Raw genomic sequence first — 22,151 nt, 5'->3', positions numbered from 1 at the left:
CCCCAACTCCCTTCGACGGCAGTGCAGGTGAGGCTCGACGACGAGCTGGGGGGGACCGCCCAGGCACTCGTCCAGGCACGTGCTACGCCCGCAGCCACTCCGTGACCAGCACGTCCCCGCCGGTGCGCAACCGCAGGGCGAACGGGCCGGACAGCGGCACCTCGCCGGTGAAGCGGCCCAGGTCGTCGGCGGTGAGCGGGGAGCCGGGCCGCGGCCCGCCGAGGATCTCGATACGGGCCGGCTGCGGCGGCAGCACCTGGCCCATCAGCCCCTGCGCGGTGACCTCGACGTCGACGGTCACCTCGCCCGCCCGGAAGGTCAGCATCCGGGGCGTATCGGTGACGCCCCGGACGGGGAGCGCGTCGACCAGCGAGTCGAAGGTCAGCTCTGCCACGCGCGCGTCGAGGTCGTGCAGCGCGAAGGCGTCGACCGCTATCTGCTGGAGCTCCGCCGGCACCGGGTCCAGGACGGCTGCGGCCTGTCGCAGCTCCTGCTCCAGCATCCCGCTGTCGAACTCCTCGTCGCCCCAGTCCCCTTCGCCGGACAGGTCGTCCTCGTAAAGGTCGTGGTCGTACAGGTCGTCGTCGTACCTGTCGTCGTACCTGTCGTCACTCATGTCGCTCATATCGCCCCCGGTGCCTCCAGCCGGGCCCGCAGACGCCGCAGACAGCGCTGGCGCAGCGGTCCGACACTGCCCACCGCGATCCCGAGCGCGGCGGACACGTCCTGGTAACTGGGCGGCGGCGTGGCCATCAGCACGCGCAGCAACCGCCTGCACCGCTCGCCGAGTTCCTCGAATTCCTGCCACAGCCGCCGGACGCGTTCGCTCTGCGCGGCGGCCTCCTCCGAGTCGAGCAGCGACTGTTCGGGTGTGCCGTCCTCACTGACCCGGTCCAGCAACCGCGGATCGTCCGTCAGGGTCAGCCGCTGGGCACTCCGGATGACCTTGAGGCACTCGTGGCGCGCGGTGCTCGCCAGCCAGGCGCCCGCCTTGCCGGGCTCGCGGATCCGCCCGAGGTGCTGGGCGAAGCGGAACCAGGCCGTCTGGTAGACCTCGTGGGCGTCGGCGTCGGAGAGCCGGTGGGCCCGGACGACGGACCAGACCAGCGGGCTCAGCCCTTCCACGAGCGCCTTCCAGGCCGCCGCGTCACCGTCGGCGGCCGCCCGGACGAGCGCGCCGGCATCAGTACGGTCCACGGCAGCCCCACCCCTCGCATACGGCACGTCATCGTACGCCGTGGAGGGGGCGGTCCCGGCCCTCACAGCCCGGGGCCGAGGCGCACGACCGGAACCGGGCGCCAGGTGGGCGGACGCAGCGCCGGGACCTGCGCGCCGCGCACCTCCGCGACCTCGGCGTCGGCGGCGAGCAGTTGCCGCCGGGCCGCGCGCGGGTCGGTCTCCTTGTGCGCCGTCATGTGGGCGGCCACCAGGCCGGCGGTCACGGGGGTGGCGAAGGAGGTGCCGCTCCACTGCGCATAGCCCTCGAACATCACCTGGTCCGGCTTGGCGGCGTTGCCCTCGTCGCTCAGCACACCGCTGTGGCGGGGGTGCTGGCAGGTGCACCCGTAGGAGAAGCCGTAGCGGCAGGCGTCGTAGGTGGAGTGCTGGTACACGTACGGGACGGGTGCCCCGAATCCGGTGAGGGCGCTGGTGAGGCGCTCTCCGGGAGCGTAGACCTTCACCCAGGGGCCGTGGTTGGTGAAGCAGGCGCCGGACTCGCCGTCGCTGCGCAGGGCGCCGACCGACAGCACGGAGTCCTCCCAGCCGGGCAGATCGGCGTAGGCGGCGGGCCAGAACGGTGCGGAGCTCGCGTTGTTGCCCGCGGCGGCGACCAGCAGGGTACGCTGCTCGCGCAGTTCCCGCATGAAGTTCTCGACGCCGAGCAGGCCGTCGGTGCGGCCGTTGGAGGTGCCGGCGGAGAGGCTGAGCACGTCGGGCCAGCCGCCGGCGTCGACGGCCGCGAAGAGCCTCTCGCCGAACTCGGACTCCAGAACGGCGCCCGCGTCGTTGAGGCTGCCGCGCACGGTGATGTCGGTGTTGGGCGCGACGGCGGCGACGAGCCCGGCGATGAACGTGCCGTGGCCGACGTACTGCTGAAGGACGCCCTGGTCGTCGCACTCCTGGACCTGGGCGTCACCGCCGGTGTGGGCGAGCAGGCCGCAGGAGCGGTAGTCGTGCATGAGGCCCGTGTCGACGACGAGGACCCCGACGGCGGTGCCCGGGTCGTGGGCCGTGCCGGCGGCGTCCGGGTTGGGTGGCTCGCTGAGCGGGGCGGGGACGGGTTCGTCGCCCGGGCAGGCGTTGACCGCGATGTGCACGACGTGGTTGCGGGCGGCCATCCGGTGCCCGGCCCGGGACTCGTGCTCCTGGACGGAGCGCAGGGCGTGGGCGACGGCACGGTCGGCGTCCCGGCCGCCCTCCCCGGGGTCGCCGACGCGGATGCGGGTGATGCCGCTGCGGTTGGCCTGCGGGCCCGCGCGGCGGATCTGCTCCTGGTCGAGGTCGGGTGCGGCCGTGAAATGCGCCCGTACCGTGTCCTCGACGACCCGCGCCTCCTCGCCGTCGCGGACGAGGACCACACCCTTCTCGTACATGAACTCCGCCGAGTCGTCCGGGCCCATCGCCAGGGGGACGTCCGGCATCGAGCGCTGGATCTGGTCGAACTGCTCGTGGAATCGCTGAGGTGCCATGGCGGGTCCTCCCGTGGGTGCGACGGCGTCGGCCGGTTCCGCTGAGCGGTCGTCAGCATGAGCCGTCTCGCCGTCCCTTGATACAGCTCGACACCTGTGTGGTGTGGTCCGGGAGCACTACCATCCGAGGAGTGACGGCGGGAAGCGACTCGGTTACGGAACTGCTGCCGATGGTGTTCGCCGACCCGGGCGAGGCTCTCGCGAGGGCCCGGGCGCTGCTCGACGGCGACCCCTCCCCGCCGGCCGCCTCGGTGGCTCACCAGGTGATCGGCATCTGGCAGCGGGACTTCGGCGATCTGCGGCTCGCGCTGCACCATCTGCGGCGGGCCCGGGAGTGCGCGGCGCGCGCCGGCTCGGCCGACCGGGAGGCGGACGTACTGGCCACGCTGGGCGTGGCGCTGGTGCACGCCGGCCGTACCCGGGAGGGCCTGGCGGCGTTCGAGCGGGGGGCGGCGCGCGGCGGCGGGCACACCAGGGCGCGGGTGCTGTACCGGCGGGCGTACGTGTGGTGGGTGCTCGGTCACCATCGCGAGGCGCTGGAGGACGTGCGCCGGGCGGTGCCGGTGCTGCGACAGGCGGAGGACGTGATCTGGACGGCGCGGGCGCTGACCCTGCGGGCCACCGTGCATCTGGCGCTGGGGTCGGTGGAGCGGGCGGAGGCGGACTTCACCGCGGCGGAGGTGCTGTGGGACACCACCGGCCAGGAGCACGACAAGGCCGACGCGGTGGAGAGCCGGGGCCTGGCGGCGTTCCGGTCGGGGGACGTGCCGGTGGCGCTGCGGCTGCTGGACGAGGCGGAGGAGCGGTACGCCCGGCTCGGCACGCCGACGTTCATGCTGAACATCCGCCGCTGCGAGGTGCTGATGGCGGCCGGTCTCGCGCCGGAGGCGCTGGCCGAGGCGGACGCGGCGATCGGGAAGCTGGACGGTATCGGCGGGCAGTCCACCCGCAAGGCGGAGCTGCTGCTGGCCGCCGCCCGGGCCGCGCGACTGGCCGGCGACGCGCACACGGCCATCGCCCGCGCGGCCCTCGCGGTACGGCTGTTCGCCGGGCAGCGGCGCACTTGGTGGGAGACGCACGCCCGGCTGGTGCTGATCGAGGCGCGGCACGCGGCCGGGCGCGGCTCCGGGCGGCTGGTCGCCGACGCCGCCGCGGTGGCCGGGAAGCTGGCCTCCTTCGGCGCCCCGGCCGCGCCGGAGGCGTCGCTGCTCGCGGGCCGGATCGCGCTGGAGCTGGGCTGGACGGCGGACGCGGAGCGGCACTTGGCCGTGGCGGCGCGCAGCCGGCGCCGCGGGCCGCCGCTGGCGCGGTTGACGGGCTGGGCGGCGCAGGCGCTGCGGGCACAGGCCGCCGGGTCGGCGCGGGGCGTGCTGGAAGCCTGCCGGCGGGGCCTGGACGTGCTGGACGACCACCGGATGACGCTCGGCGCCTCGGAGCTGCGGGCGCGTGCCACCGAACAGGGCGCGGAACTGGCGGCGTTGGCGCAGCGGGCCAGTCTGGTCTCCGGCGGGCCGCGGCGGCTGCTGGTGTGGAGCGAGCGCTGGCGGGCCACGGTGCTGTCCACCCCGCCGACCCGGCCGCCCGCCGACCCGGAGCTGCTCAGCGGCATGACCGCCTTCCGTGAGATCGCCTCGCGTGCGGAAGCCGCCCGCATGGAGGGCCGGCCGGTCCCGGCGCTGGAGCGCGAACAGCGGCGCCTGGAGCGGGAGATCCGCTCCCGGACCCTGCACATGCGGGGCGAGTCACTCGGGGACGGGGACCGGTTCGACGTCGGCCGGCTGCTGGAGCACCTGGGTGACGAGGTCCTGCTGGTGGAACTCGCCGTGCTCGGCGGGCGGGTGCAGGTGCTGCTGTGCGGGCGGGGGCGGGTGCGCCGGTTCGAGGCCGGGCTGCTCGCCGAGGCGGAGACCGAGGCCGAGCACGTACAGGCGGGGCTGCGGCGGCTGGCCCACCCGGGGGCGGAGGCCCGGCTTCCGGTGGTGGCGGCGGCGGGGCGGCGGCTGGAGGAGCTGCTCCTCGGACCGGCGGCAGCGCACCTGGGCCGCGGTCCGGTGGTGATCGTGCCGCCGGGGCGGCTGCACCGGGTGCCGTGGGCGCTGCTGCCGTCGCTGCGGGAGCGGGTGCTCAGCGTGTCGCCGTCGGCGGGCAGCTGGCTGCGGGCCCGGGAGACCACGCCGCCGCCGGACGGCTGCCCCGTGCTGGTACGCGGGCCGGGCCTGGCGACCGGCGGTGCCGAGGTGTCCGAGCTGGCCGGCCGGTACGGCCGTGCGAGGGTCCTGGAAGGGGACGGGGCGCGGGTGCCGCGGGTGCTGGAGGAGCTGGACGGGGCCGCACTGGCGCACATCGCCGCGCACGGCACGTTCCGCGCGGACAGTCCGCTGTTCTCGTCCCTGCGGATGGCCGACGGGCCGATCGTCGTTCACGACTTCGAGCGGCTGGACCGCAGCCCGTACCGGATCATCCTGTCCTGCTGCGACACCGCCCGCCTCGCCTCGGTCGGCGCCGATGAACTGCTCGGCCTCGTCACGGCGTTGCTGCCGCTCGGCACGGCCGGGGTGGTGGCGTGCAGCGCGCCCGTCAACGACGCGGCGGTGGTGCCGCTGATGCTGGCCCTGCACAAGGGCCTCGACGCCGGCCTGTCCCTGGCGGAGGCGCTGCGCGATGCCCGGGCCGCCCTGCCGGGCGACGCCCTGCACCAGGCCACGGGGTGGGCGTTCTCGGCGTTCGGGGCGGCCTGACCCGTCCCCTGTGCGGGTCAGGCCGCCGGTCCTCGGTGCCCGGGTCAGGCCGGCTGGGCTTCCGGCGCGTGGGCCTGCCACGGCAGGGCGCCGCGGTCGCTCGCGCCGAGCCGGGCGTAGGCGCTGTACAGGTGGTTGCCGACGGTGCGGACCGACAGGGTGAGGCGTTCGGCGATCTGCCGGTTGGTCAGGCCGGCCGCGGCGAGGGTGACGATCTGCCGCTGCCGGGCGGTGAGTTCGCCCAGGACCAGCCCGGACAGCGCGGGGGTGCGGGCACCCTGACAGCGCCGGGCCAGGGCGACGGCCCGGGTGCGGGAGTGCCGGGCGGCGCGCGGATCGCGGTGGGCGCGCACGGCCTGGGCATGTGCTTCGGCGGCGAACAGCAGGAAGCCACGCCGCTCCAGCTCCCCGGCCACCTCGTCCAGGTCCGGGCCGTCGGCGCGGGTGAGGGCGTCGGCGTGCCGGGCGAAGACGCCGTGGAGCCGGTCGATGACCTTCTCGGGGGTGCCGAGGCGGACGGCGTCGTAGGGGTCGGTGAGTGTCTCCGGGGTGAGGCCGCCCGGGCTGTCCACCGTCGCCGAGGCGCGGTGGAGTTCCGCCCGGCACGGAGCGTGCGCGGGTTCGCTCCGCAGGCCTTCCCGAGCCCAGGCCGCGGCCTCCCGCACCTCTCCGCGCAGCCGCGCGTAGCGGGCGCGCACCGCGGCGTACCCGCCCGGCAGCGGGCCACCCTCGGCGACCTGCCACTCCCCCACCGGCGCGGCTGCCGCCCGTACGTCGGCCTGGGCGATCCGGCGGGCCAGGGCCGCGCACTCGGCGTCGAGGGCGGCGGCGCACTCCTGCGGTGCGCGAGCCAGCCGACGGGCCCGCAGCCGGCCCGCCGCGGCCCGGAGCACCGGCCCGAACAGGGGGTGGGCGAGGCGGACGGCACCCTGGTCGTCGACCTCGATCAGACCGTCCGACTCCAGCGCTTCGAGAGCCCCGAGGTCCAGGTCGTCCAGGTCCGGGGGCAGGGGCTCGGCGAAGGCGAGGCGGTCGAGGGTCTCGCGTTCCAGGGGGCAGGTCCGGTCGAGGACGGCCTCGCGTTCCCGTACGGACGTGGTCAGCGGGACCGGGCCGCGAAACGCCCGCTCGCCGGTGTCCGGGACCGCGGTCAGCCGCCCGCGCACCGCGCCCAGCAGGTCGCGCAGCAGCCGCAGATCGCCCTGGCTCAGGTGGTGCAGCCGGTTGAGGGTGAGCGCGTCGAGAGGGCCGGCGCCCGCCGTCAGCAGCCGGCCGGTCTCTTCCTGCGGCAGTGGCTCCAGCGCGAGGCGCGGCAGGAGTTCACCGGTCCACAGCCGGGAGATCGCGCCGGGCACGGGCGGGCCGTCGGAGACGACGACCAGCAGCCGGGTGCGCCCGTGCACGGCGAGCTGGTGGACCAGGGCTGCGGAGGCGTCGTCGAGCAGGTGCGCGTCGTCCACCAGCAGCGTGCGGACACCGGACAGCATCCGGACCGCGCGGTGCAGCGTGACCGACTCGGGCAGCAGGTGGGCGAACGCGGCGAACGGGACGGTCCGGCTCCCGGGCGTGCCGGCCGCCCGGGCGCCGTCGGTGCCGCGCATCGCCTCGGTGACGAGACGGGACTTCCCGCAGCCCGCCGGGCCCGTCACCACGATGCCGCGCCGCACACCGGTCAACGACCGGCGGACCAGCTCCAGTTCGTCCTCCCGCCCGGCGAACGGCCAGGGCGGCTCCAGCGTCGTCGCGTCCCTCTCGTAAGTCATCACACAGACATGAGCGCGGCTACTCACCTTTGATACAGGGCGACTTGAGTAGCCCTCGACTCAGGCGCAGGAGGCGGGCCGCGGGGCAGGCTGTGGCCCGTGACCGCACGCTACTGCTCGCTGGCTCAGGCGCCGGCGCCCGCCTTCGCACCGGGGCCGGTGGCCGAGCGGCTGAGCGCGCTCGCGAGCGGGCGGCGTATGTGGGTCAACGGCACCGTCCTGCACCACCGGTTCTTCGACGGCGACTGCGACGCGTCCGTCATCCCCGTGCCGGGGAGGGTGATGACGTCGCCGGCCGGGACGACGGGGGCACTCCGCGCAACGCCGCGATCGGCGCCCGGCTCGTCAAGGGCCGCCGCCACATCGTCCGCGTCCGCCTGTACTCCGTCCGGGTGCCGGCGGGACGGCGGTGATGTGCTGGTGACGGCACGGATCCGCCGCGCGGACACCTGAGCCGCAGTCCGGCACCGGGGGAGCGGTCGGGGACGTCGCCCATGGGGGTGGGTGACGTCCTCGACCACGCCATGCGCCGGGGGGCCCTGCGAACGCAAAGGGGTGGGTGGCAGGTGCCACCCACCCCTTTGCGTCAGCGCGCCCGCACGACTCTCAGGACTGCGGACGACTGCCGTGGTTCGCGCCGTTCTTGCGGCGGGCCTTCTTCTTGCGACGTCGCTTCGAGGACATCGGACCTCCTCTTTCCCGGCTTTCGGTCACATGACTACAGAGCCACTTTCCAGCCGACGCGAACGCAAACACCCGCGCTGCGGATGCACTCGGGTGGCCTATGTCACGGTCGATGATGTGCGACTGGCGAGCGGCGATGAGTCCGATCACCCCAGCCCGGTCGTCGGGGGTCGTCGACACCCGGCCCCACCTCCAGGGCCGCCGCGTGGACGGGAGGCGCCGCCGCGGGCGCCTCGGATGATCGCAGAGGTGCGCGAGACGATGCACAGGAGTTTCCGCACGACGCCGTGGCCCGGCGCCTGCGGCGAGCGGGCATCGGCCGGCGCCCCTCAGGGAAGCGGGGCCAGTGGGTCAAGGGACGTCAGTACGGAAGCGTCCTCCTCGATCAGCGGAGTGAGGGCGGCACTGGGAGCAACGCAGGGGAGGCGGCGGTCGCTGACGGACCGAAGCGCCTCCCGTCGACAGCTGAGGATGTGCGTGTCAGCAGGCTGATCTGCGAGTTCGGGTACTGTACGGCCGTGGGAGAACGGGCGACCATCGGGGATGTCGCGGCCCGGGCCGGGGTGGGGGTCGGCACGGTTTCGCGCGTCCTGAACGACAGCCGGAACGTCAGCGAGGACACCCGCGAGCGGGTGCTGCGGGTGATCCGGGATCTGGACTACCGGCCCAATCGGCGCGCTCGCGCGCTGTCCACGGGACGCACCCAGAGCATCGCCGTCATCGCGCCCTTCGCCACCGAGCCGTCGGTCGTCGAGCGGCTTCGTGGCATCTCACACGAGCTGCACGGCAGCGACCACGACCTCACCCTGCTCGACGTGGCGACACCGGATCAGCGTGATCAGCAGTACCGGGCGGTGGCGGCCGGTGACCGCTTCGACGGGCTGCTGGCGATCTCGCTCGCTCCCACCGACGACGACGCGAAGCAGCTGGCACGTGCCGGTCTGCCCACGGTGCTGCTGGACTGTGAGTACCCGGACCTGCCGCGTGTGGTGATCGACGACGTGCGCGGCGGCATGCTGGCGACCCGTCATCTGCTGCAACTCGGCCATCGTCGTATCGCGTTCATGGGCGATGTCGCCGACGATCGTTTCCGTTTCAGCGCGAGCGCCCGTCGGCGTGAGGGATGCGAGCTGGCGCTGCGCGCGTACGGCCTGGCGCTGGAGGAGCCGTACGTCCGGGTCGGACCCCACGGCCGCTCGGTGGCGCACCGCCTCACCGACGAGTTGCTGGCCCTTCCGGAGCCCCCCAGCGCGATCGTCACCGCGTCCGACACCCGGGCGCTGGGGGTCATCGAAGCGGCGAACTCGGCGGGCGTGAGGGTCCCTCAGGAACTGTCCGTGGTCGGCTTCGACGACCTAGACGTGGCGGCCTACGTAGGGCTGACCACGGTACGCCAGCCCCTGCGCACCAGCGGCGGGATCGCCGCCCGCCTGCTGCTGGAACGCATCGGCCGGCTCGCCGGCGACCCCGTCGAGAAGGTGCTGGAACTGGAGCTCGTGCCTCGGCGTACGACGGCTGCCGCGGGAGCCTGACCCGCGGTACGCCGACGCTGGATCGGCTTCCGTGACCTTCCATGAGGCCGTTCCGACCGCTGCTCATAAGTGAATGTTCACCTTACAAGTCCACTGCTTATCAGTGGAATTGAGGTACTGTCAGCGATGGAACCGGTTCCACATCTTCCATTCGTTCCCTCTTCCCCCCAAGGGTGACGTATGTACAGAGCAAGACGAGTGGTGCTCCGGCTGGCGACGGGTTTGGCGGCCCTCGCGATGCTGAGCGGCATCACCACTCCCGCTTCCGCCTCCCCCCACGACCCGTCCCGGACCGGGACACGGCAGTACACCGCCGATGACGACCACACAGCCGTCTGGTCCCGCGCGGACGCCCTGAAACTCCGGCAGGACAGGACCAACACCGCCCCCCGCGTGTCACCCGACTTCCCGGTGATGACCGACAAGGTGTGGGTGTGGGACACCTGGCCGCTCACCAAGCTCAACACCCGGACTGCCACCTACAAGGGCTGGCACGTCATCTTCTCGCTGACGGCCCCGCGGTCGGTGCCGTTCGGCGACCGGCACTGGCACGCGAAGATCGGCTACTTCTACTCGCGTGACGCCAAGAGCTGGAAGTACGGCGGCGACCTGTTCCCGGCCGGCACCTCGTTCGGCTCCCGTGAGTGGGCCGGCTCGACGGCGCTCATCGGCGACAAGGTGCAGTCCTTCTACACCGCCTCCGGGCGCGACAACGGCGGGGTCGACCCCAGCGACGCCCTGCAGCGTCTGGCGCAGGCGACCGGCAAGATCCACGCGGACAAGAACCGCGTGTGGTTCTCCGGCTTCCGGGACCACCGCATCATCGCCGAGGCCGACGGCAAGCTGTACCAGACCCTCGAACAGTCGCAGCAAGGCCCGATCATCTACGCCTTCCGCGACCCGTTCGTCTTCCGCGACCCGCGGGACCGCAAGGTCCACCTGTTGTTCGAGGGCAACACGGGCGGCACCGCGGGCTCGTACCAGTGCACCAAGCGTGACCTGGGTGACCTCCCGGCCGGCCACGAGGTGCCGGAGGACTCGAAGTACTACACGGGCAACATCGGGCTGGCCACGGCCACCGGCGACAGCATGGAGAACTGGAAACTCCAGCCCCCGCTGCTCTCGGCCAACTGCGTGAACCAGCAGACCGAACGGCCGCACCTGATCATCCGCGGCGGCAAGTACTACCTGTTCACGATCAGCCACAAGTTCACGTTCGCGCCGGGTCTGAGCGGCTGGGACGGCCTCTACGGGTTCGTCGGCCCGGGGCTGCGCAGCGACTACCGGCCGCTCAACGGCAGCGCGCTGGTCCTGGGCAACCCCGAGGATGCCCCGACACAGCAGTACTCGCACTACGTGATGCCCAACGGGCTGGTGGAGAGTTTCATCGACACCGTCCCGACCGCCGACGGCGGGACCCGCTTCGGCGGCACCCTCGCACGCACGCTCGTGCTGTCCCTGAAGGACGACAGGACGAGGCTGGCCGGTCAGCTGGACTACGGCTTCATTCCGTAGAACGGCCCGACCGCGAACAGGGCCGGTTTCGGATACCTCCGAAACCGGCCCTGACCTGCGACTGTCTCCAGTCGGGACGACAGGATTTGAACCTGCGACCCCTTGACCCCCAGTCAAGTGCGCTACCAAGCTGCGCCACGTCCCGGTGCGCATCGCGCGGGTGAACCGCGTGATCACGCAGGTCAACCCTACCGCATGGGGAGCCGTCCCCCGGCCCGTGCCGACGGCCGGTCCGGGCGCCGGGTCCAGCCGGCGAGACCCACCGTCGAGACGGCGACGGCGAGGACGGCCCACCAAGGGAGGTCCGCCTTGGTCGCATGGCCGGCGCAGGCCGCCACGGCCAGGAGCGCCGTGACGGCACCCCCGGGCAACCCGGTCCGCCGCGCGGGCCGTCGCCCCGTCTCGTCCACGTCCTGCTCCCCCTTCGCCCACGCAGTCGCATGCCCGCGGGCATCTCAACTCCCGGGCATATGCCGCAAACAATACGCCAATCGGCGGGAACTCCCGACCAGGGCATAGGGGTTGAGACGGACAAAGGCGGTGTGCGGGGTGCCGTCGCGGTCCCGTCCGCCCCGCTGCCTCGGAACCGGGGCCGACGGTGTGTCCGCCGGGCCCGCCCGGCACCCCACACTCTGTCCAGGCCGCTCCCCCGCTCACCAGGGCTAAGGTCGCCGCATGACGCACAGCTTCGTACTGCACATCCCCGACGCCGAGCTCGAACCCGAGCCCCTCGCGCCCGGGCAGATCGTCTCCGGAACGCCCGAGGTCACCGGCAAGGTCGTCTGGGAGTCGGAGGACGGCCGTCAGGTCCGTGGCGTCTGGCAGATCACGCCCGGCGTGGTCACCGACACCGAGGCCGACGAACTGTTCGTCGTGATCAGCGGCTCGGCGACGATCGAGGTGGAGGGCGGGCCGACGCTCACGGTCGGGCCCGGCGACCTGGCCGTCCTGCGCGAGGGCGACCGTACGACCTGGACGGTCCACGAGACGCTGCGCAAGGCGTACGCGATCAACCTCTGAACGAGGTGAGCGATCAGGGCGCCGGGGCCGTCGACCCCCGGATCTCCAGGGTGGGCGTGGCCAGTTGGATCCGGCCCGCTCCGCCGGGGCCCTGGAAGCGTTCCAGGAGGCAGCGGGCCGCGCGGCGGCCGACCTCGTGGCTCGTGTGGTCGACCGTCGTGAGCCACACGTGCCGCAGCCGGGCGATGCTCGTGTTGTCGTAGCCGACGACGGACAGGTCGCGCGGGACGCGCAGACCCAGTTCCTCGGCCGCCGACAGCACGCCGATGGCGGCCATGTCGTTGACGGCGAAGACGGCCGTGGGCCGTTCGGGGCCGCTGAGCAGCCGGACGGTGGTGCGGTAGCCGCCCTCCTCGGTCATGTCGCTCGGCTCGACCACCGCCCGCTCCGCCAGGCCGTGCCGGCGCATGGTCGCCTCGAAGCTGCCGCGCCGCAGCTCGCCCACCGCGCCGTAGCCCGCGATGTGCGCGATACGGCGGTGCCCGAGGCCGATCAGGTGCTCGGCGACCAGCCGGGCGCCCCGCTCGTCGTCGCCCGCCACCACGTCCACGCCCGGCGGCGCCGGTTCGCGGGAGCCGGCCAGCACGACCGGGATCCGCTCGGCCACGGCGCCGAGGGCCGCCGGATCGGGCAGCGTGCCCACCACGACCAGGCCGTCGACGCGCAGGTCCAGCAGCGGGTCGGCCGGGTCCTGGCCGGTGCGGCGGTTGAGACGGGCGTCGGCCAGCAGCATGTGCAGCCCGTTGGCGTGCAGCAGGGAGTTCAGGCCGTCCAGGAGATCGACGAACCAGGGGTTGCGCAGGTCGTTGAGGAGGACGCCGACCATGGGGGTCCCCCCTGGTCGAGCGAAGTCGAGAGCTTGGGGGAGGGTGCGCTGCTCGCCGAGGCTGCGGGCGGCGGCGTTGGGCCGGTAGCCGAGCTCCCGGGCGGCCCGGAGCACGGCGTCCCGCTTCTCGGGCCGTACCTGGCCGGAGCCGCGCAGCACGAGGGAGACCAGCGACTTGGAGACACCGGCCCGCTCGGCCACGTCCCGGATCGTCGGCTGCCTCATGGGATGGACCGTTCCATGCGGCGCCACGGCTTGTCAAAGGGTTGACAGCGTCGGCAAACCCCGCTCAGGGTGGCCTGGACAGGTTGTGGAACGGTCCAAAGAGGGGCTCTCATGGTGGACACGCTCGGCGTCGCCGTCGTCGGATTCGGCTGGATGGGGCGGGTGCACACCCAGGCGTACGCGCGTGTGCGGCACCACTATCCGCGGCTGCCCCTCGTCCCGGAGCTGGTGACGGTCGCCGAGGAGGTGCCGGGCCGGGCGGAGGAGGCCGCAGCGCAGTTCGGGTTCGCCTCGACGACCCGCGACTGGCGCGAGGTCGTGGCCGACCCCCGCGTGCGGGCCGTCAGCATCACCGCGCCGAACTTCCTGCACCGTGAGATCGGCGTCGCCATGGCCGAGGCGGGCAAGCACATCTGGATCGAGAAGCCGGTGGGTCTGACAGCGGAGGACGCCCGAGCGGTGGCGGACGCGGTGGCCACAGCGGGAGTGCAGGGCACCGTCGGCTTCAACTACCGCAACGCACCCGCCGTCGAGACGGCCCGCGAGCTGATCGCCTCCGGGGAGATCGGCGCGGTCACGCATGTCCGCATCCGGCTGTTCAGCGACTACGCGGCCCACCCCGAGGGTGCGCTGACCTGGCGGTACGAGCGGGAGCGGGGCGGCAGCGGGGTGCTGGGCGACCTGGCCTCGCACGGTGTGGACCTGGCCCGGTTCCTGCTCGGCGACATCGCGTCGCTCGCCGCCGACACTGCGGTCTTCCTCCCGGAGCGGGCCCGCCCGGCCGGCGCCACGGCGGGCCACAGCCGCGCCGCCGGAGGGGAACTCGGCCCGGTCGAGAACGAGGACTATGTCAGCTGCCTGCTGCGCTTCGCCTCCGGGGCGCGCGGTGTCCTGGAGGCATGCCGGGTCTCGGTGGGCGAGCAGAACAACTACGGCTTCGAGGTGCACGGCACCAAGGGGGCCGTCTTCTGGGACTTCCGCCGTATGAACGAGCTGGGCGTCAGCCGCGGCACGACGTACCAGGACCAGTCCGTCACCACGCTCTACGTCGGCCCGGGCCACGGGGAGTTCGCCGCGTTCCAGCCGGGCGCGGCGAACGCGATGGGGTACGACGACCTGAAGGTCATCGAGGCGTACCGCTTCCTGACGTCGGTCGCCGAGGGCTCCGCGCACGGAGCGACGCTCACGGACGCCGTGCACAGCGCGGCCGCGCTGGACGCGATGGCGCGGTCGGCGCGCAGCGGTACGTGGGCGGACGTGGCCGGGCCGGCGTGAAGCGGCCCCCTCACGCCCTGGTCTGGAGCCGCCGGCCCAGGTAGACCTTGGCCGGGACGAGGACGAGCCACAGCCACATGATGACGGGGCCGGTCACGAAGACCAGCGGGACGGTGACCAGGAAGACCACCACGATCGTGGCGCTGTCGAGGAGGTACAGCGGGGTCGCCGCCTCGGTGGGCGTGCCGTGCCGCAGCCAGGGGCGCCTGGCCAGGACGGCGGCCACCGCCAGGTGGCAGGCGCCGAGCGCGGCCACGGCCCCGGCGTAGACGGCGACCGACACGGACTGGTCGCCGTACTCGGCGAGCAGCCGGGTCGGGAAGGGGACGAGGGCCGCGACCCCGAACCCGACGACGGACAGGCTGATCACCTGTCCGTCGACCTCCCGCACCCCGCGGAAGATCCTGCGGTGGTCGCGCCAGTAGCTGCCGAGCACCGCGACGCTGAGCGCGTAGGCCCCTAGGTCGGGGAGCACCCGGCGCAGGGCCTCCCGGTACCGGTCGGGCTCCAGGTCCCCCGGCACGGACAGATCCAGGACCAGCAGGGTGATGGCGATGGCGAACACCCCGTCGGCGAGCGCCAGCAGCCGGTCCGGCCCGCCGTCCGGGCGTGATGTCCACATGGGTCCGACCGTAGGCGGGGCGCGGGCCCCGCTTCCGGACCCACGCCCGGCGGGCCGTCCGGATCACACGGCCGCCTGCGGTGGCATGTTGTACGGCGTCACCACCTGGATCGCCGAGGGCAGGGTCGGTCCCGCCGGCGGCAGCGCGTCATGGGCGCGCATGACGGTGTGGCAGGCCTCGCGGACGTCCTGGCGGAGGTCGTGGTGGAGCACGGCGGACAGGCGGTGCTCGCGCAGCAGCCGGGTGTTGTCGTGGTCGAGGTCGTGCGCGACGAACACCGCACAGTCGCGGCCGAGGTCGTCGAAGGCCCGCAGCGTGGCGATGTTGCCGCCGCCGATCGAGTAGACGGCGCGGATGTCGGGGTCGCGTTCCAGCGCGGCCCGGACGAGGTCGTACTGGGTGGCGTCCAGGCCCTGGCCCTCGGCGATCTCGACCAGCGTGCGCTCGGGGTGCCGGGCGCGCATGGCGCTGCGGAAGCCCATCTCGCGCTCTTCCTCGTTGCGGAAGAAGCCGCTGCTGAGGCTGGTGAGGATGTTGCCCGGGCGCTCCCCCAGCCACCGGCCCATCAGGTAGGCGGCCGTCGCTCCCGCGGCCCGGTCGTCTATGCCGACGTAGGCGCGGCGGGCGCTGGCGGGCAGGTCGGTCACCAGTGTCACGACCGGGACGCCGGCGGCTTCGAGGCGGCCGACCGCGGCGGTGACCTCGGGGACGTCGGGCGCCTTGAGGATCACTCCCTGCGAGCCGCGCCGCGCGATGCGGTCCAGGATCCGCACCAGCTCCCCGGCCGGGCCGGTCTCGCGGAAGTGGAAGCGGGAACGCAGCACCGCCGGGCGCAGGGACGGCAGCTCGGCCTCCAGGGCGGCGCGCACGGCGGTCGTGAACCGCTCGGGTGCCTGCATCACGATGTCGACCATGAACGTCCGGCCGACGAGCCGGACCTGGGTGCGCTGCCGGTCGAGGTCGGCGATGGCCTGGCGGACCTCCCGGGCGGTGCTCTCGCGCACGCCTCCCCTGCCGTTCAGCACCCGGTCGACGGTCGCCTCGCTCAGGCCCGCCTGACGTGCGATCTCCCGGATCGGGAACGGGTGGCCCATGCGCCGGCTCCTTGAGGGGTTTTTGATGGCTCGCTGCTGGTTGTTCGAGGTGTTTGTACTGACAAGAATGACAGGGCTGCGTCGCTCCGTGACCCCGAAGGGACGACGATGTCCTTCACTTCCGTCCACCACCGCGCCTGGCTGTCCGAACAGGATTGCGATCTCGACGCGTTCCGCGCGCTGGTCGAGCAGGCCACCGACCCCGCCGACTATCCGCACGCCTCCGCCGTGGAGCGGAACGTGCTCGTCTACGACTGCGGCCTGCTCGAAGGTGACCGGGTGGTCCAGGCCGAGCTGGTGCGGGCGCTCGCCGACGGCCCCGGCATCGTGGTCTTCCGCGGAGCCTTTCCCGACCTCCGGGTCGTGGACCGGGCCACCGACGTGTTCGAAGCGCTGATCGCCGAGCAGCGCGCCTCGGGCGCGGCCGCCGGTGACCACTTCGCCAAGCCGGGCGCCAACGACCGGGTGTGGAACGCGCTGGAGAAGACGGCCCTCTACGACGCGGAGGCGTTCGCCGACTACTACGCGAACGAGATCCTGGCCCTGGTGGCCACCGCCTGGCTGGGCCCCGGCTACCAGGTCACCTCTCAGCTCAACGTGGTCAACCCGGGCGGCGCGGCGCAGAGCGCGCACCGCGACTACCACCTGGGCTTCCTGACGAACGAGGTCGCCGCCGCCTACCCGGCGCACGTGCACCGCCTCTCCCCCGTGCTGACGCTCCAGGGCGCGGTCGCGCACTGCGACATGCCGGTGGAGTCCGGGCCGACGATGTACCTGCCGCACTCGCAGAAGTACGCGCCGGGCTACCTCGCCTGGCGGCGGCCGGAGTTCCGGGCGTACTTCGAGGCGCACCAGGTGCAGCTGCCGCTCGCGAAGGGCGACGCGGTGTTCTTCAACCCGGCCCTCTTCCACGCGGCCGGCACCAACCGTTCCGCGGACATCCGGCGCATGGCCAACCTGCTCCAGGTGTCGTCCGCGTTCGGCCGGGCGATGGAGACGGTGGACCGGGAGGCGGTGGCCAACGCGGTGTACCCGGCTCTCCTCAGGCGCAAGGCCGAGGGCGCCGACCGGGCGTGGCTGGAGCACGTGATCGCGGCGAGCGCCGAGGGCTACCCCTTCCCGACCAACCTCGACAGCGACCCGCCGGTCGACGGGCTGGCTCCGCCCTCGCAAGCGGATCTGATGCGGCGGGCGCTGCGCGAGGAGTGGACGCCGGAGGCGCTCCGGGCGGAGCTGCGGGCCGGTGCCGAACGGCGAGAGAGCTGAGGAAACCGATGACACTTCTCGACGACAAGGTCGTCCTGGTCAACGGCGGAAGCCAGGGGGTCGGCGCGGCCGTCGCGCGGGCCGCCGTGCGCGAGGGCGCGGTCGTGGCCGTCACCGGGCGGCGCCCCGGCCCCGGTGAGGCACTGGTGGAGGAGCTGACCGCCGCGGGCGGCAAGGCCCTGTACGTGCGGGCCGACCTGTCGGACGCGGGGCAGGCCAAGGACTCCGTGACGCAGGTCGTACGGGCGTACGGCCGCGTCGACTGCCTCGTGAACTCGGCCGGACTGACCTCCCGGGGAACGCTGCTCGACACCACGCCCGAGCTGTTCGACCAGCACATCGGGATCAACCTCAAGGGCCCGTTCTTCGCGATGCAGGCGGCGGTGGCGGACATGGTGGGGCGTCAGGAGCCCGGCACGGTCGTCAACATCATCACCTCGTCGGCCCACGGCGGGCAGCCGTTCCTGGCGCCGTACGTCGCCGCCAAGGCGGGTCTGATCGGTCTGACCCGCAACGCCGCCCACGCCCACCGCTGGGACCGGATCCGGATCAACGGCCTCAACATCGGCTGGACGGCCACGGAGGGCGAGGACGCGACGCAGAAGGCCTTCCACGGGGCGGGTGACGACTGGCGCGAAGAGGCGGCCGCGAAGCTGCCGATGGGCAAGCTGGGGCAGCCAGACGAGATCGCCGACTTCGTTGTGTTCCTGCTGTCGGAGCGGTCCGGGGTGGTCACCGGGTCGGTCATCGACTGGGACCAGAACGTGTTGGGGGGGCTCGACTAGGGATTTGCCGCGCGTTGTTGTCCGCTCGTGTGCGGCGCCTTAGTGGCTTGTCGCGCAGTTCCCCGTGCCCCTGACGGGGCGCCTCCCCCACCCTGCAACAAGGAGCAACACCCCATGCGCATCGGAATCCTCGGCCTCGGCCGCATCGGCGCCTTCCACGCCGAGACCCTCTCCGGACTCGACGCCGTCGACTCCCTCGTCCTGACCGACCCGTTCGCCGATGCGGCCAAGGCGGCCGCCGAGCGGTTCGGGGCCGATGTCGTGGACTCGCCGGAAGCCCTGCTGGCCGCCGGTGTGGACGGCATCGTCGTCGCGGCCGCGACGGACGCCCACCCCGCGCTGATCCTCGCCGGTGTCGAGGCCGGCGTCCCCGTCTTCTGCGAGAAGCCCGTCGCCCGGACCATGGCCGAGGGCGTCGAGGTCCTCAAGGCCGTCCGCGGCCGGGACGTGCCGATCCAGATCGGCTACAACCGCCGCTTCGACACCGGGTTCGTCAACGCCCGCGCGGCCGTGCAGAGCGGTGAGCTCGGCAAGCTGCACACGGTCCGCTCGACCACGCTGGACCCGGCTCCCCCGCCGGCCGCGTACATCGCCGCTTCCGGCGGCATCTTCCGCGACTGCTCGGTGCACGACTTCGACATCATCCGCTGGGTGACCGGCCGTGAGGTGACCGAGGTGTACGCGGTGGGCGGCAACCGGGGCGCCGAGTACATCAAGGACGCCGGTGACGCCGACACCACCGGCGCGATCCTCACCCTCGACGACGGCACCATCGCGGTCGTCTCCAACTCCCGCCACAACGCCCGCGGTTACGATGTCCGCATGGAGATCCACGGCTTCCAGGACTCCGTCGCGGTAGGCCTGGAGGACAAGCTGCCGCTGCGCTCCGTCGAGCCCGGGGTGACCTTCCCCGCGGGCACCCCGCACGACTTCTTCATGGACCGCTTCACCGCGGCCTACCGTGCCGAACTGACCGCGTTCACCGAGGTCGTGGCCGGGACCCGCCCCTCGCCCTGCACCATCGAGGACGCGCTGGAGGCGGGCTGGATCGCCGACGCGTGCACGCTGTCGCTGCACGAGCACCGTCCGGTGACGATCGAGGAGGTACGGCAGGCATGAGCGGGACGGGCCGGGAACCCCTGCGGATAGGTGTGCTGGGAGCCGCGCGGATCACCGAACGCTCCCTGACCGGCCCGGCCCGGGCGACCGGCCACCGCCTCGTCGCGGTGGCCGCCCGTGACCGCGCCCGCGCCGAGGCGTTCGCCGCGGGGCACGGGGTGGAGCGGGTGGCGTCCTCGTACGCCGAGCTGATCGCCGATCCCGAGGTCGACGTCGTCTACAACCCGCTCGCCAACGGCCTGCACGGACCGTGGAACCTGGCCGCCCTCGCGGCCGGCAAGCACGTGCTGTCGGAGAAGCCGTCGGCGAGCAACGCAGCGGAGGCGGCGGAAGTGCGGCGGGCCGCCGAGAAGGCCGGGACGGTCTTCATGGAGGCGTTCCACTACCTCTTCCACCCGGTCACCCGGCGCCTCCACGAGCTGCTGGCCTCCGGCGAACTCGGCGAACTGCGGCACGTCGAGGCCATGGTCGCCATCGCTGCGCCGCCGGACACCGACCCGCGCTGGTCCCTGCCGCTGGCCGGCGGCGCCCTGATGGACCTCGGCTGCTACAGCCTGCACGCGCTGCGGATGCTCGCCCCCTGGGCGGGCGGCGCCCCACGCCTGACCGCGGCCCGGGCCGGGGAGCGCGCGGGCGCGCCCGGCGTCGACGAGTGGCTGGACGCCGACCTGGAGTACCCCGGCGGCGCGACGGGCTCGGCCCGCTGTCACATGGCCTACGACGGCCTGGACATGAGCATCCGGCTCGTCGGCACCCGGGGCGAGGCGACGGCCCGGAACTTCGTCCTGCCCCAGCTGGACGACCGGGTCGTGGTCCGCACACCCGAGGGCGAGCGCACGGAGCACCTCGGCACGCGCTCGTCGTACACGTACCAGCTGGAGGCGTTCGCGGCCCGGGTGAGGGAGGGCACGCCGCTGCCGCTGGACGCGGACGACGCGGTGACGACGATGGAGCTCATCGACACCTGCTACCGGACGGCCGGCTTCGAGCCCCGGCCGCGGACCAGGACCTGACCCGCGCGGAAGAGGGCCCGGGGCGTGACCCCGGGCCCTCTTCACGCGTACAGCGCGGGCCTCTCCGCGAGTTCGACCTCGACCCGGCCGCCGTTCTCCAGCGCCCGTACCCCCGCCTCGCACACCGCTGCCGCGGCATAGCCGTCCCAGACGCTCGGGCCGGTCACCTCGCCGCGCCGGGTGGCGTCGACCCAGGCCTGGATCTCCTGGTCGTAGGCCGTCTCGAAGCGTTCGGTCCAGTCCTGGGCGATGGTGCCGCCCCAGCGGCCGGCCATGTTGGTGACCACGGCGTGGCCGTCGCCGATGCGGGCGGTGCCGCGTTCGCAGACGACCTCCGCCTGGACCTGGTAGCCGAAGCCGCAGTTGACGAAGATCTCGACGTCGCTGAGGGCGCCGCCGTCGGTCTCGAAGACGACGAACTGGGGGTCCTGGAGGGCGTCCGGGGCGCTGGCCGAGGGGGTGGGGCGCAGCACCGTGACGGCCGTGATCTCGTGGCCCAGCAGCCAGCGGGTCGCGTCGGCCTCGTGGGCGACGGAGTCGCTGATCAGCATGGAGCTGGTGAAGAAGGGCGGGCTGGCGACGTTGCGGTGCCGGTTGTGCACCATGAGCGGGCGGCCCAGCTGGCCCGTGGCCAGCAGGGCCTTCAGCTTCGCGTACTCGGGGTCGTAGCGGCGCATGAAGCCGACCTGGACACGGCGGTGGCCGAGGCGCAGTTCGGCTTCGAGGACGCGCAGGGCGGAGGCCGCGTCGGGGGTGAGCGGCTTCTCGCACAGGACGGGCAGATCGTGCTCGAAGGCGGCGAGCAGGGCGGCTTCGTGGGCCGGGCCGGGTGAGGCGATCAGGACGGCGTCGACGTCGGCCGCGGCCATCGCGGCCGCCGGGTCGGTGTGGGCGGTGCAGCCGTCGACACGGGCGGCGACGGCCTTCGCGCGCTCCGCGTCGACGTCCACGACGGCCGTCACCCGTGCTCCGCTGGTGACTTCGTGGATGCGGCGCACATGGTCGGCGCCCATCCTTCCGGTACCGATGACCGCGACTCCGAGGGGGGCGCGCTCCGTCATGGCCGTCCTTTCGGGTCGTCAGGCGCCGCAGGACCTCAGGAACTTGCGGGTGCGCACCGCGATCGGCAGCGGCTTGTCCGGCTCGCAGGGGTACATGTCCTGCTCGACGATGGCGAAGAGGTCCACGCCCAGCTTCTGCGCGGCCGTCAGGACGGGGCCGAGCTCCGGTACACCGGCGGGCGGTTCACACATCACACCGCGCGCGACGGCCGGGCCGAACGGCACCTCGTTCTTGACGACGTCCGCGAGGATCTCCGGGTCGACCTGCTTGAGGTGCAGGTAGCCGATGCGCTCACCGTAGGTCTCGATCAGCTTGACGCTGTCGCCGCCGCAGTAGGCGTAGTGCCCGGTGTCCAGGCACAGGTTGACCGCGTCGGAGTCGGTCGAGTCGAGGAACCGCTCGACGTGCTCCTCGGTGTCGATGTGGGTGTCGGCGTGCGGGTGGACGACGATGTCCAGGCCGTACGTGTCCTTCACCTCGCGGCCGAGGCGCTCCATGCCGGTGGTGAGGTTGCGCCACTGCTCGGTGGTGAGCTCCGGAGGCTCCAGGATCTCGGCGGTCTTGTCGTCGCGCCAGAAGGACGGAATGACGACCAGGTGCTTCGCGTCCATGGCCTGGGTCAGCGCGGCGACGTTGCTGACCTGCTCCCAGGTGGAGTCCCACTCGGAGGGGCCGCGGTGCAGTCCGCAGAAGATGGTGCCGGCGGAGACCTTCAGGTTCCGCTCGGTCACCTCGTCGGTGAGCCGGGCCGGGTCGGTCGGCAGGTAGCCGTAGGGGCCGAGTTCGATCCAGGAGTAGCCGGCCTCGGCGACCTCGTCGAGGAAGCGTTCCCAGGGCACCTGCTGGGGGTCGTCGGGGAACCAGACGCCCCAGGAGTCGGGTGCGGAGCCGACCCGGATGCGGTCGAGCGCGTGGGCCATG

Annotated in this window: 20 protein-coding genes and 1 tRNA gene; 10 read left to right on the top strand and 11 right to left on the bottom strand. The window is 73.1% G+C overall.

Annotated elements, in window-relative coordinates; genetic code table 11:
- Positions 1–82: 82 nt before the first annotated feature.
- From AB0E85_RS24925 to AB0E85_RS24915, 3 genes are all read right to left on the bottom strand, one after another.
- Positions 83–625 (bottom strand): hypothetical protein, encoded by a 543-nt coding sequence (locus AB0E85_RS24925; RefSeq protein WP_361931091.1) that lies wholly within the window; start codon positions 623–625, stop codon positions 83–85.
- Entirely contained in the window at positions 622–1,197 is a 576-nt protein-coding gene (locus AB0E85_RS24920) for a sigma-70 family RNA polymerase sigma factor (protein ID WP_361931088.1), read from the bottom strand. The genes AB0E85_RS24925 and AB0E85_RS24920 overlap by 4 nt, the downstream gene beginning before the upstream one ends.
- Before the next feature lie 62 nt (positions 1,198–1,259).
- Complete coding sequence (locus tag AB0E85_RS24915; protein ID WP_361931085.1) at positions 1,260–2,690, bottom strand: S8/S53 family peptidase; 1,431 nt, start codon at positions 2,688–2,690, stop codon at positions 1,260–1,262.
- A gap of 170 nt (positions 2,691–2,860) precedes the next feature.
- Between AB0E85_RS24915 and AB0E85_RS24910 the strand changes: the two genes are divergently transcribed.
- On the top strand, positions 2,861–5,428 hold the full coding sequence (locus tag AB0E85_RS24910; RefSeq protein WP_361931133.1) for a CHAT domain-containing protein: 2,568 nt from the start codon (positions 2,861–2,863) through the stop codon (positions 5,426–5,428).
- Positions 5,429–5,472: 44 nt separating this feature from the next.
- Here AB0E85_RS24910 and AB0E85_RS24905 read toward each other — a convergent pair whose 3' ends face one another.
- Entirely contained in the window at positions 5,473–7,191 is a 1,719-nt protein-coding gene (locus AB0E85_RS24905) for a LuxR family transcriptional regulator (protein WP_361931082.1), read from the bottom strand.
- Between the two features lie 99 nt (positions 7,192–7,290).
- Here AB0E85_RS24905 and AB0E85_RS24900 point away from each other — a divergent pair, with 99 nt between their 5' ends.
- From AB0E85_RS24900 to AB0E85_RS24890, 3 genes are all read left to right on the top strand, one after another.
- Complete coding sequence (locus AB0E85_RS24900) at positions 7,291–7,644, top strand: hypothetical protein (RefSeq protein WP_361931145.1); 354 nt, start codon at positions 7,291–7,293, stop codon at positions 7,642–7,644.
- A gap of 749 nt (positions 7,645–8,393) precedes the next feature.
- Positions 8,394–9,407, top strand: coding sequence for a LacI family DNA-binding transcriptional regulator (locus tag AB0E85_RS24895; protein WP_361931080.1), 1,014 nt, complete (start codon positions 8,394–8,396; stop codon positions 9,405–9,407).
- Between the two features lie 180 nt (positions 9,408–9,587).
- On the top strand, positions 9,588–10,922 hold the full coding sequence (locus AB0E85_RS24890; protein WP_361931078.1) for a glycoside hydrolase family 68 protein: 1,335 nt from the start codon (positions 9,588–9,590) through the stop codon (positions 10,920–10,922).
- A 71-nt stretch (positions 10,923–10,993) separates the two neighbouring features.
- Here AB0E85_RS24890 and AB0E85_RS24885 read toward each other — a convergent pair.
- Both AB0E85_RS24885 and AB0E85_RS24880 read right to left on the bottom strand, forming a co-directional pair.
- Positions 10,994–11,067, bottom strand: a tRNA-Pro gene (locus AB0E85_RS24885).
- Positions 11,068–11,110: 43 nt separating this feature from the next.
- Positions 11,111–11,332: a hypothetical protein gene (locus AB0E85_RS24880; protein ID WP_361931075.1), complete on the bottom strand. Its 222-nt coding sequence runs from the start codon at positions 11,330–11,332 to the stop codon at positions 11,111–11,113.
- 265 nt (positions 11,333–11,597) lie between these two features.
- Here AB0E85_RS24880 and AB0E85_RS24875 point away from each other — a divergent pair, with 265 nt between their 5' ends.
- Complete coding sequence (locus AB0E85_RS24875; RefSeq protein ID WP_062930430.1) at positions 11,598–11,942, top strand: cupin domain-containing protein; 345 nt, start codon at positions 11,598–11,600, stop codon at positions 11,940–11,942.
- A 13-nt stretch (positions 11,943–11,955) separates the two neighbouring features.
- On the opposite strand, the gene AB0E85_RS24870 is transcribed toward AB0E85_RS24875, so the two are convergent.
- Positions 11,956–12,993: a LacI family DNA-binding transcriptional regulator gene (locus AB0E85_RS24870; RefSeq protein ID WP_361931072.1), complete on the bottom strand. Its 1,038-nt coding sequence runs from the start codon at positions 12,991–12,993 to the stop codon at positions 11,956–11,958.
- A gap of 111 nt (positions 12,994–13,104) precedes the next feature.
- Here AB0E85_RS24870 and AB0E85_RS24865 point away from each other — a divergent pair, with 111 nt between their 5' ends.
- Complete coding sequence (locus AB0E85_RS24865; protein ID WP_361931069.1) at positions 13,105–14,268, top strand: Gfo/Idh/MocA family oxidoreductase; 1,164 nt, start codon at positions 13,105–13,107, stop codon at positions 14,266–14,268.
- Positions 14,269–14,278: 10 nt separating this feature from the next.
- On the opposite strand, the gene AB0E85_RS24860 is transcribed toward AB0E85_RS24865, so the two are convergent.
- The gene (locus tag AB0E85_RS24860; protein ID WP_361931066.1) at positions 14,279–14,890 is read right to left on the bottom strand and encodes a TMEM175 family protein; all 612 of its coding nucleotides are present in this window, start codon (positions 14,888–14,890) and stop codon (positions 14,279–14,281) included.
- Positions 14,891–14,953: 63 nt separating this feature from the next.
- A complete protein-coding gene (locus AB0E85_RS24855; protein WP_361931063.1) occupies positions 14,954–15,985 on the bottom strand; it encodes a LacI family DNA-binding transcriptional regulator in 1,032 nt (343 codons plus the stop codon).
- 108 nt (positions 15,986–16,093) lie between these two features.
- On the opposite strand from AB0E85_RS24855, the gene AB0E85_RS24850 reads away from it, so the two are divergent.
- The 4 genes from AB0E85_RS24850 (at position 16,094) to AB0E85_RS24835 (ending at position 20,168) form a co-directional block, all read left to right on the top strand.
- Entirely contained in the window at positions 16,094–17,251 is a 1,158-nt protein-coding gene (locus AB0E85_RS24850) for a phytanoyl-CoA dioxygenase family protein (RefSeq protein ID WP_361931061.1), read from the top strand.
- Positions 17,252–17,259: 8 nt separating this feature from the next.
- A complete protein-coding gene (locus AB0E85_RS24845; protein ID WP_361931058.1) occupies positions 17,260–18,036 on the top strand; it encodes an SDR family oxidoreductase in 777 nt (258 codons plus the stop codon).
- 114 nt (positions 18,037–18,150) lie between these two features.
- Positions 18,151–19,155 (top strand): Gfo/Idh/MocA family oxidoreductase, encoded by a 1,005-nt coding sequence (locus AB0E85_RS24840; RefSeq protein WP_361931056.1) that lies wholly within the window; start codon positions 18,151–18,153, stop codon positions 19,153–19,155.
- The gene (locus AB0E85_RS24835; protein WP_361931053.1) at positions 19,152–20,168 is read left to right on the top strand and encodes a Gfo/Idh/MocA family oxidoreductase; all 1,017 of its coding nucleotides are present in this window, start codon (positions 19,152–19,154) and stop codon (positions 20,166–20,168) included. The genes AB0E85_RS24840 and AB0E85_RS24835 overlap by 4 nt, the downstream gene beginning before the upstream one ends.
- 41 nt (positions 20,169–20,209) lie before the next feature.
- On the opposite strand, the gene AB0E85_RS24830 is transcribed toward AB0E85_RS24835, so the two are convergent.
- Together AB0E85_RS24830 and AB0E85_RS24825 are read right to left on the bottom strand one after the other, a co-directional pair.
- On the bottom strand, positions 20,210–21,229 hold the full coding sequence (locus AB0E85_RS24830; RefSeq protein ID WP_361931050.1) for a Gfo/Idh/MocA family oxidoreductase: 1,020 nt from the start codon (positions 21,227–21,229) through the stop codon (positions 20,210–20,212).
- A gap of 18 nt (positions 21,230–21,247) precedes the next feature.
- Entirely contained in the window at positions 21,248–22,150 is a 903-nt protein-coding gene (locus AB0E85_RS24825; RefSeq protein WP_361931048.1) for a sugar phosphate isomerase/epimerase, read from the bottom strand.
- Position 22,151 lies beyond the last annotated feature (1 nt).

It is taken from the genome of Streptomyces sp. NPDC029044 (genome assembly GCF_040637495.1).
GTDB lineage: Bacteria > Actinomycetota > Actinomycetes > Streptomycetales > Streptomycetaceae > Streptomyces.
This window is presented reverse-complemented; position numbering and strand designations above follow the sequence as displayed.

Excerpts from the sequence above, each read along its gene's own strand:
- AB0E85_RS24925 (WP_361931091.1), bottom strand. The coding sequence starts at position 625 with ATGAGCGACATGAGTGACGACAGGTACGACGACAGGTACGACGACGAC.
- AB0E85_RS24915 (WP_361931085.1), bottom strand. The coding sequence starts at position 2,690 with ATGGCACCTCAGCGATTCCACGAGCAGTTCGACCAGATCCAGCGCTCG.
- AB0E85_RS24910 (WP_361931133.1), top strand. The coding sequence starts at position 2,861 with ATGGTGTTCGCCGACCCGGGCGAGGCTCTCGCGAGGGCCCGGGCGCTG.
- AB0E85_RS24905 (WP_361931082.1), bottom strand. The coding sequence starts at position 7,191 with ATGACTTACGAGAGGGACGCGACGACGCTGGAGCCGCCCTGGCCGTTC.
- AB0E85_RS24890 (WP_361931078.1), top strand. The coding sequence starts at position 9,588 with ATGTACAGAGCAAGACGAGTGGTGCTCCGGCTGGCGACGGGTTTGGCG.
- AB0E85_RS24875 (WP_062930430.1), top strand. The coding sequence starts at position 11,598 with ATGACGCACAGCTTCGTACTGCACATCCCCGACGCCGAGCTCGAACCC.
- AB0E85_RS24870 (WP_361931072.1), bottom strand. The coding sequence starts at position 12,993 with ATGAGGCAGCCGACGATCCGGGACGTGGCCGAGCGGGCCGGTGTCTCC.
- AB0E85_RS24865 (WP_361931069.1), top strand. The coding sequence starts at position 13,105 with ATGGTGGACACGCTCGGCGTCGCCGTCGTCGGATTCGGCTGGATGGGG.
- AB0E85_RS24860 (WP_361931066.1), bottom strand. The coding sequence starts at position 14,890 with ATGTGGACATCACGCCCGGACGGCGGGCCGGACCGGCTGCTGGCGCTC.
- AB0E85_RS24855 (WP_361931063.1), bottom strand. The coding sequence starts at position 15,985 with ATGGGCCACCCGTTCCCGATCCGGGAGATCGCACGTCAGGCGGGCCTG.
- AB0E85_RS24850 (WP_361931061.1), top strand. The coding sequence starts at position 16,094 with ATGTCCTTCACTTCCGTCCACCACCGCGCCTGGCTGTCCGAACAGGAT.
- AB0E85_RS24845 (WP_361931058.1), top strand. The coding sequence starts at position 17,260 with ATGACACTTCTCGACGACAAGGTCGTCCTGGTCAACGGCGGAAGCCAG.
- AB0E85_RS24840 (WP_361931056.1), top strand. The coding sequence starts at position 18,151 with ATGCGCATCGGAATCCTCGGCCTCGGCCGCATCGGCGCCTTCCACGCC.
- AB0E85_RS24835 (WP_361931053.1), top strand. The coding sequence starts at position 19,152 with ATGAGCGGGACGGGCCGGGAACCCCTGCGGATAGGTGTGCTGGGAGCC.
- AB0E85_RS24830 (WP_361931050.1), bottom strand. The coding sequence starts at position 21,229 with ATGACGGAGCGCGCCCCCCTCGGAGTCGCGGTCATCGGTACCGGAAGG.
- AB0E85_RS24825 (WP_361931048.1), bottom strand. The coding sequence starts at position 22,150 with ATGGCCCACGCGCTCGACCGCATCCGGGTCGGCTCCGCACCCGACTCC.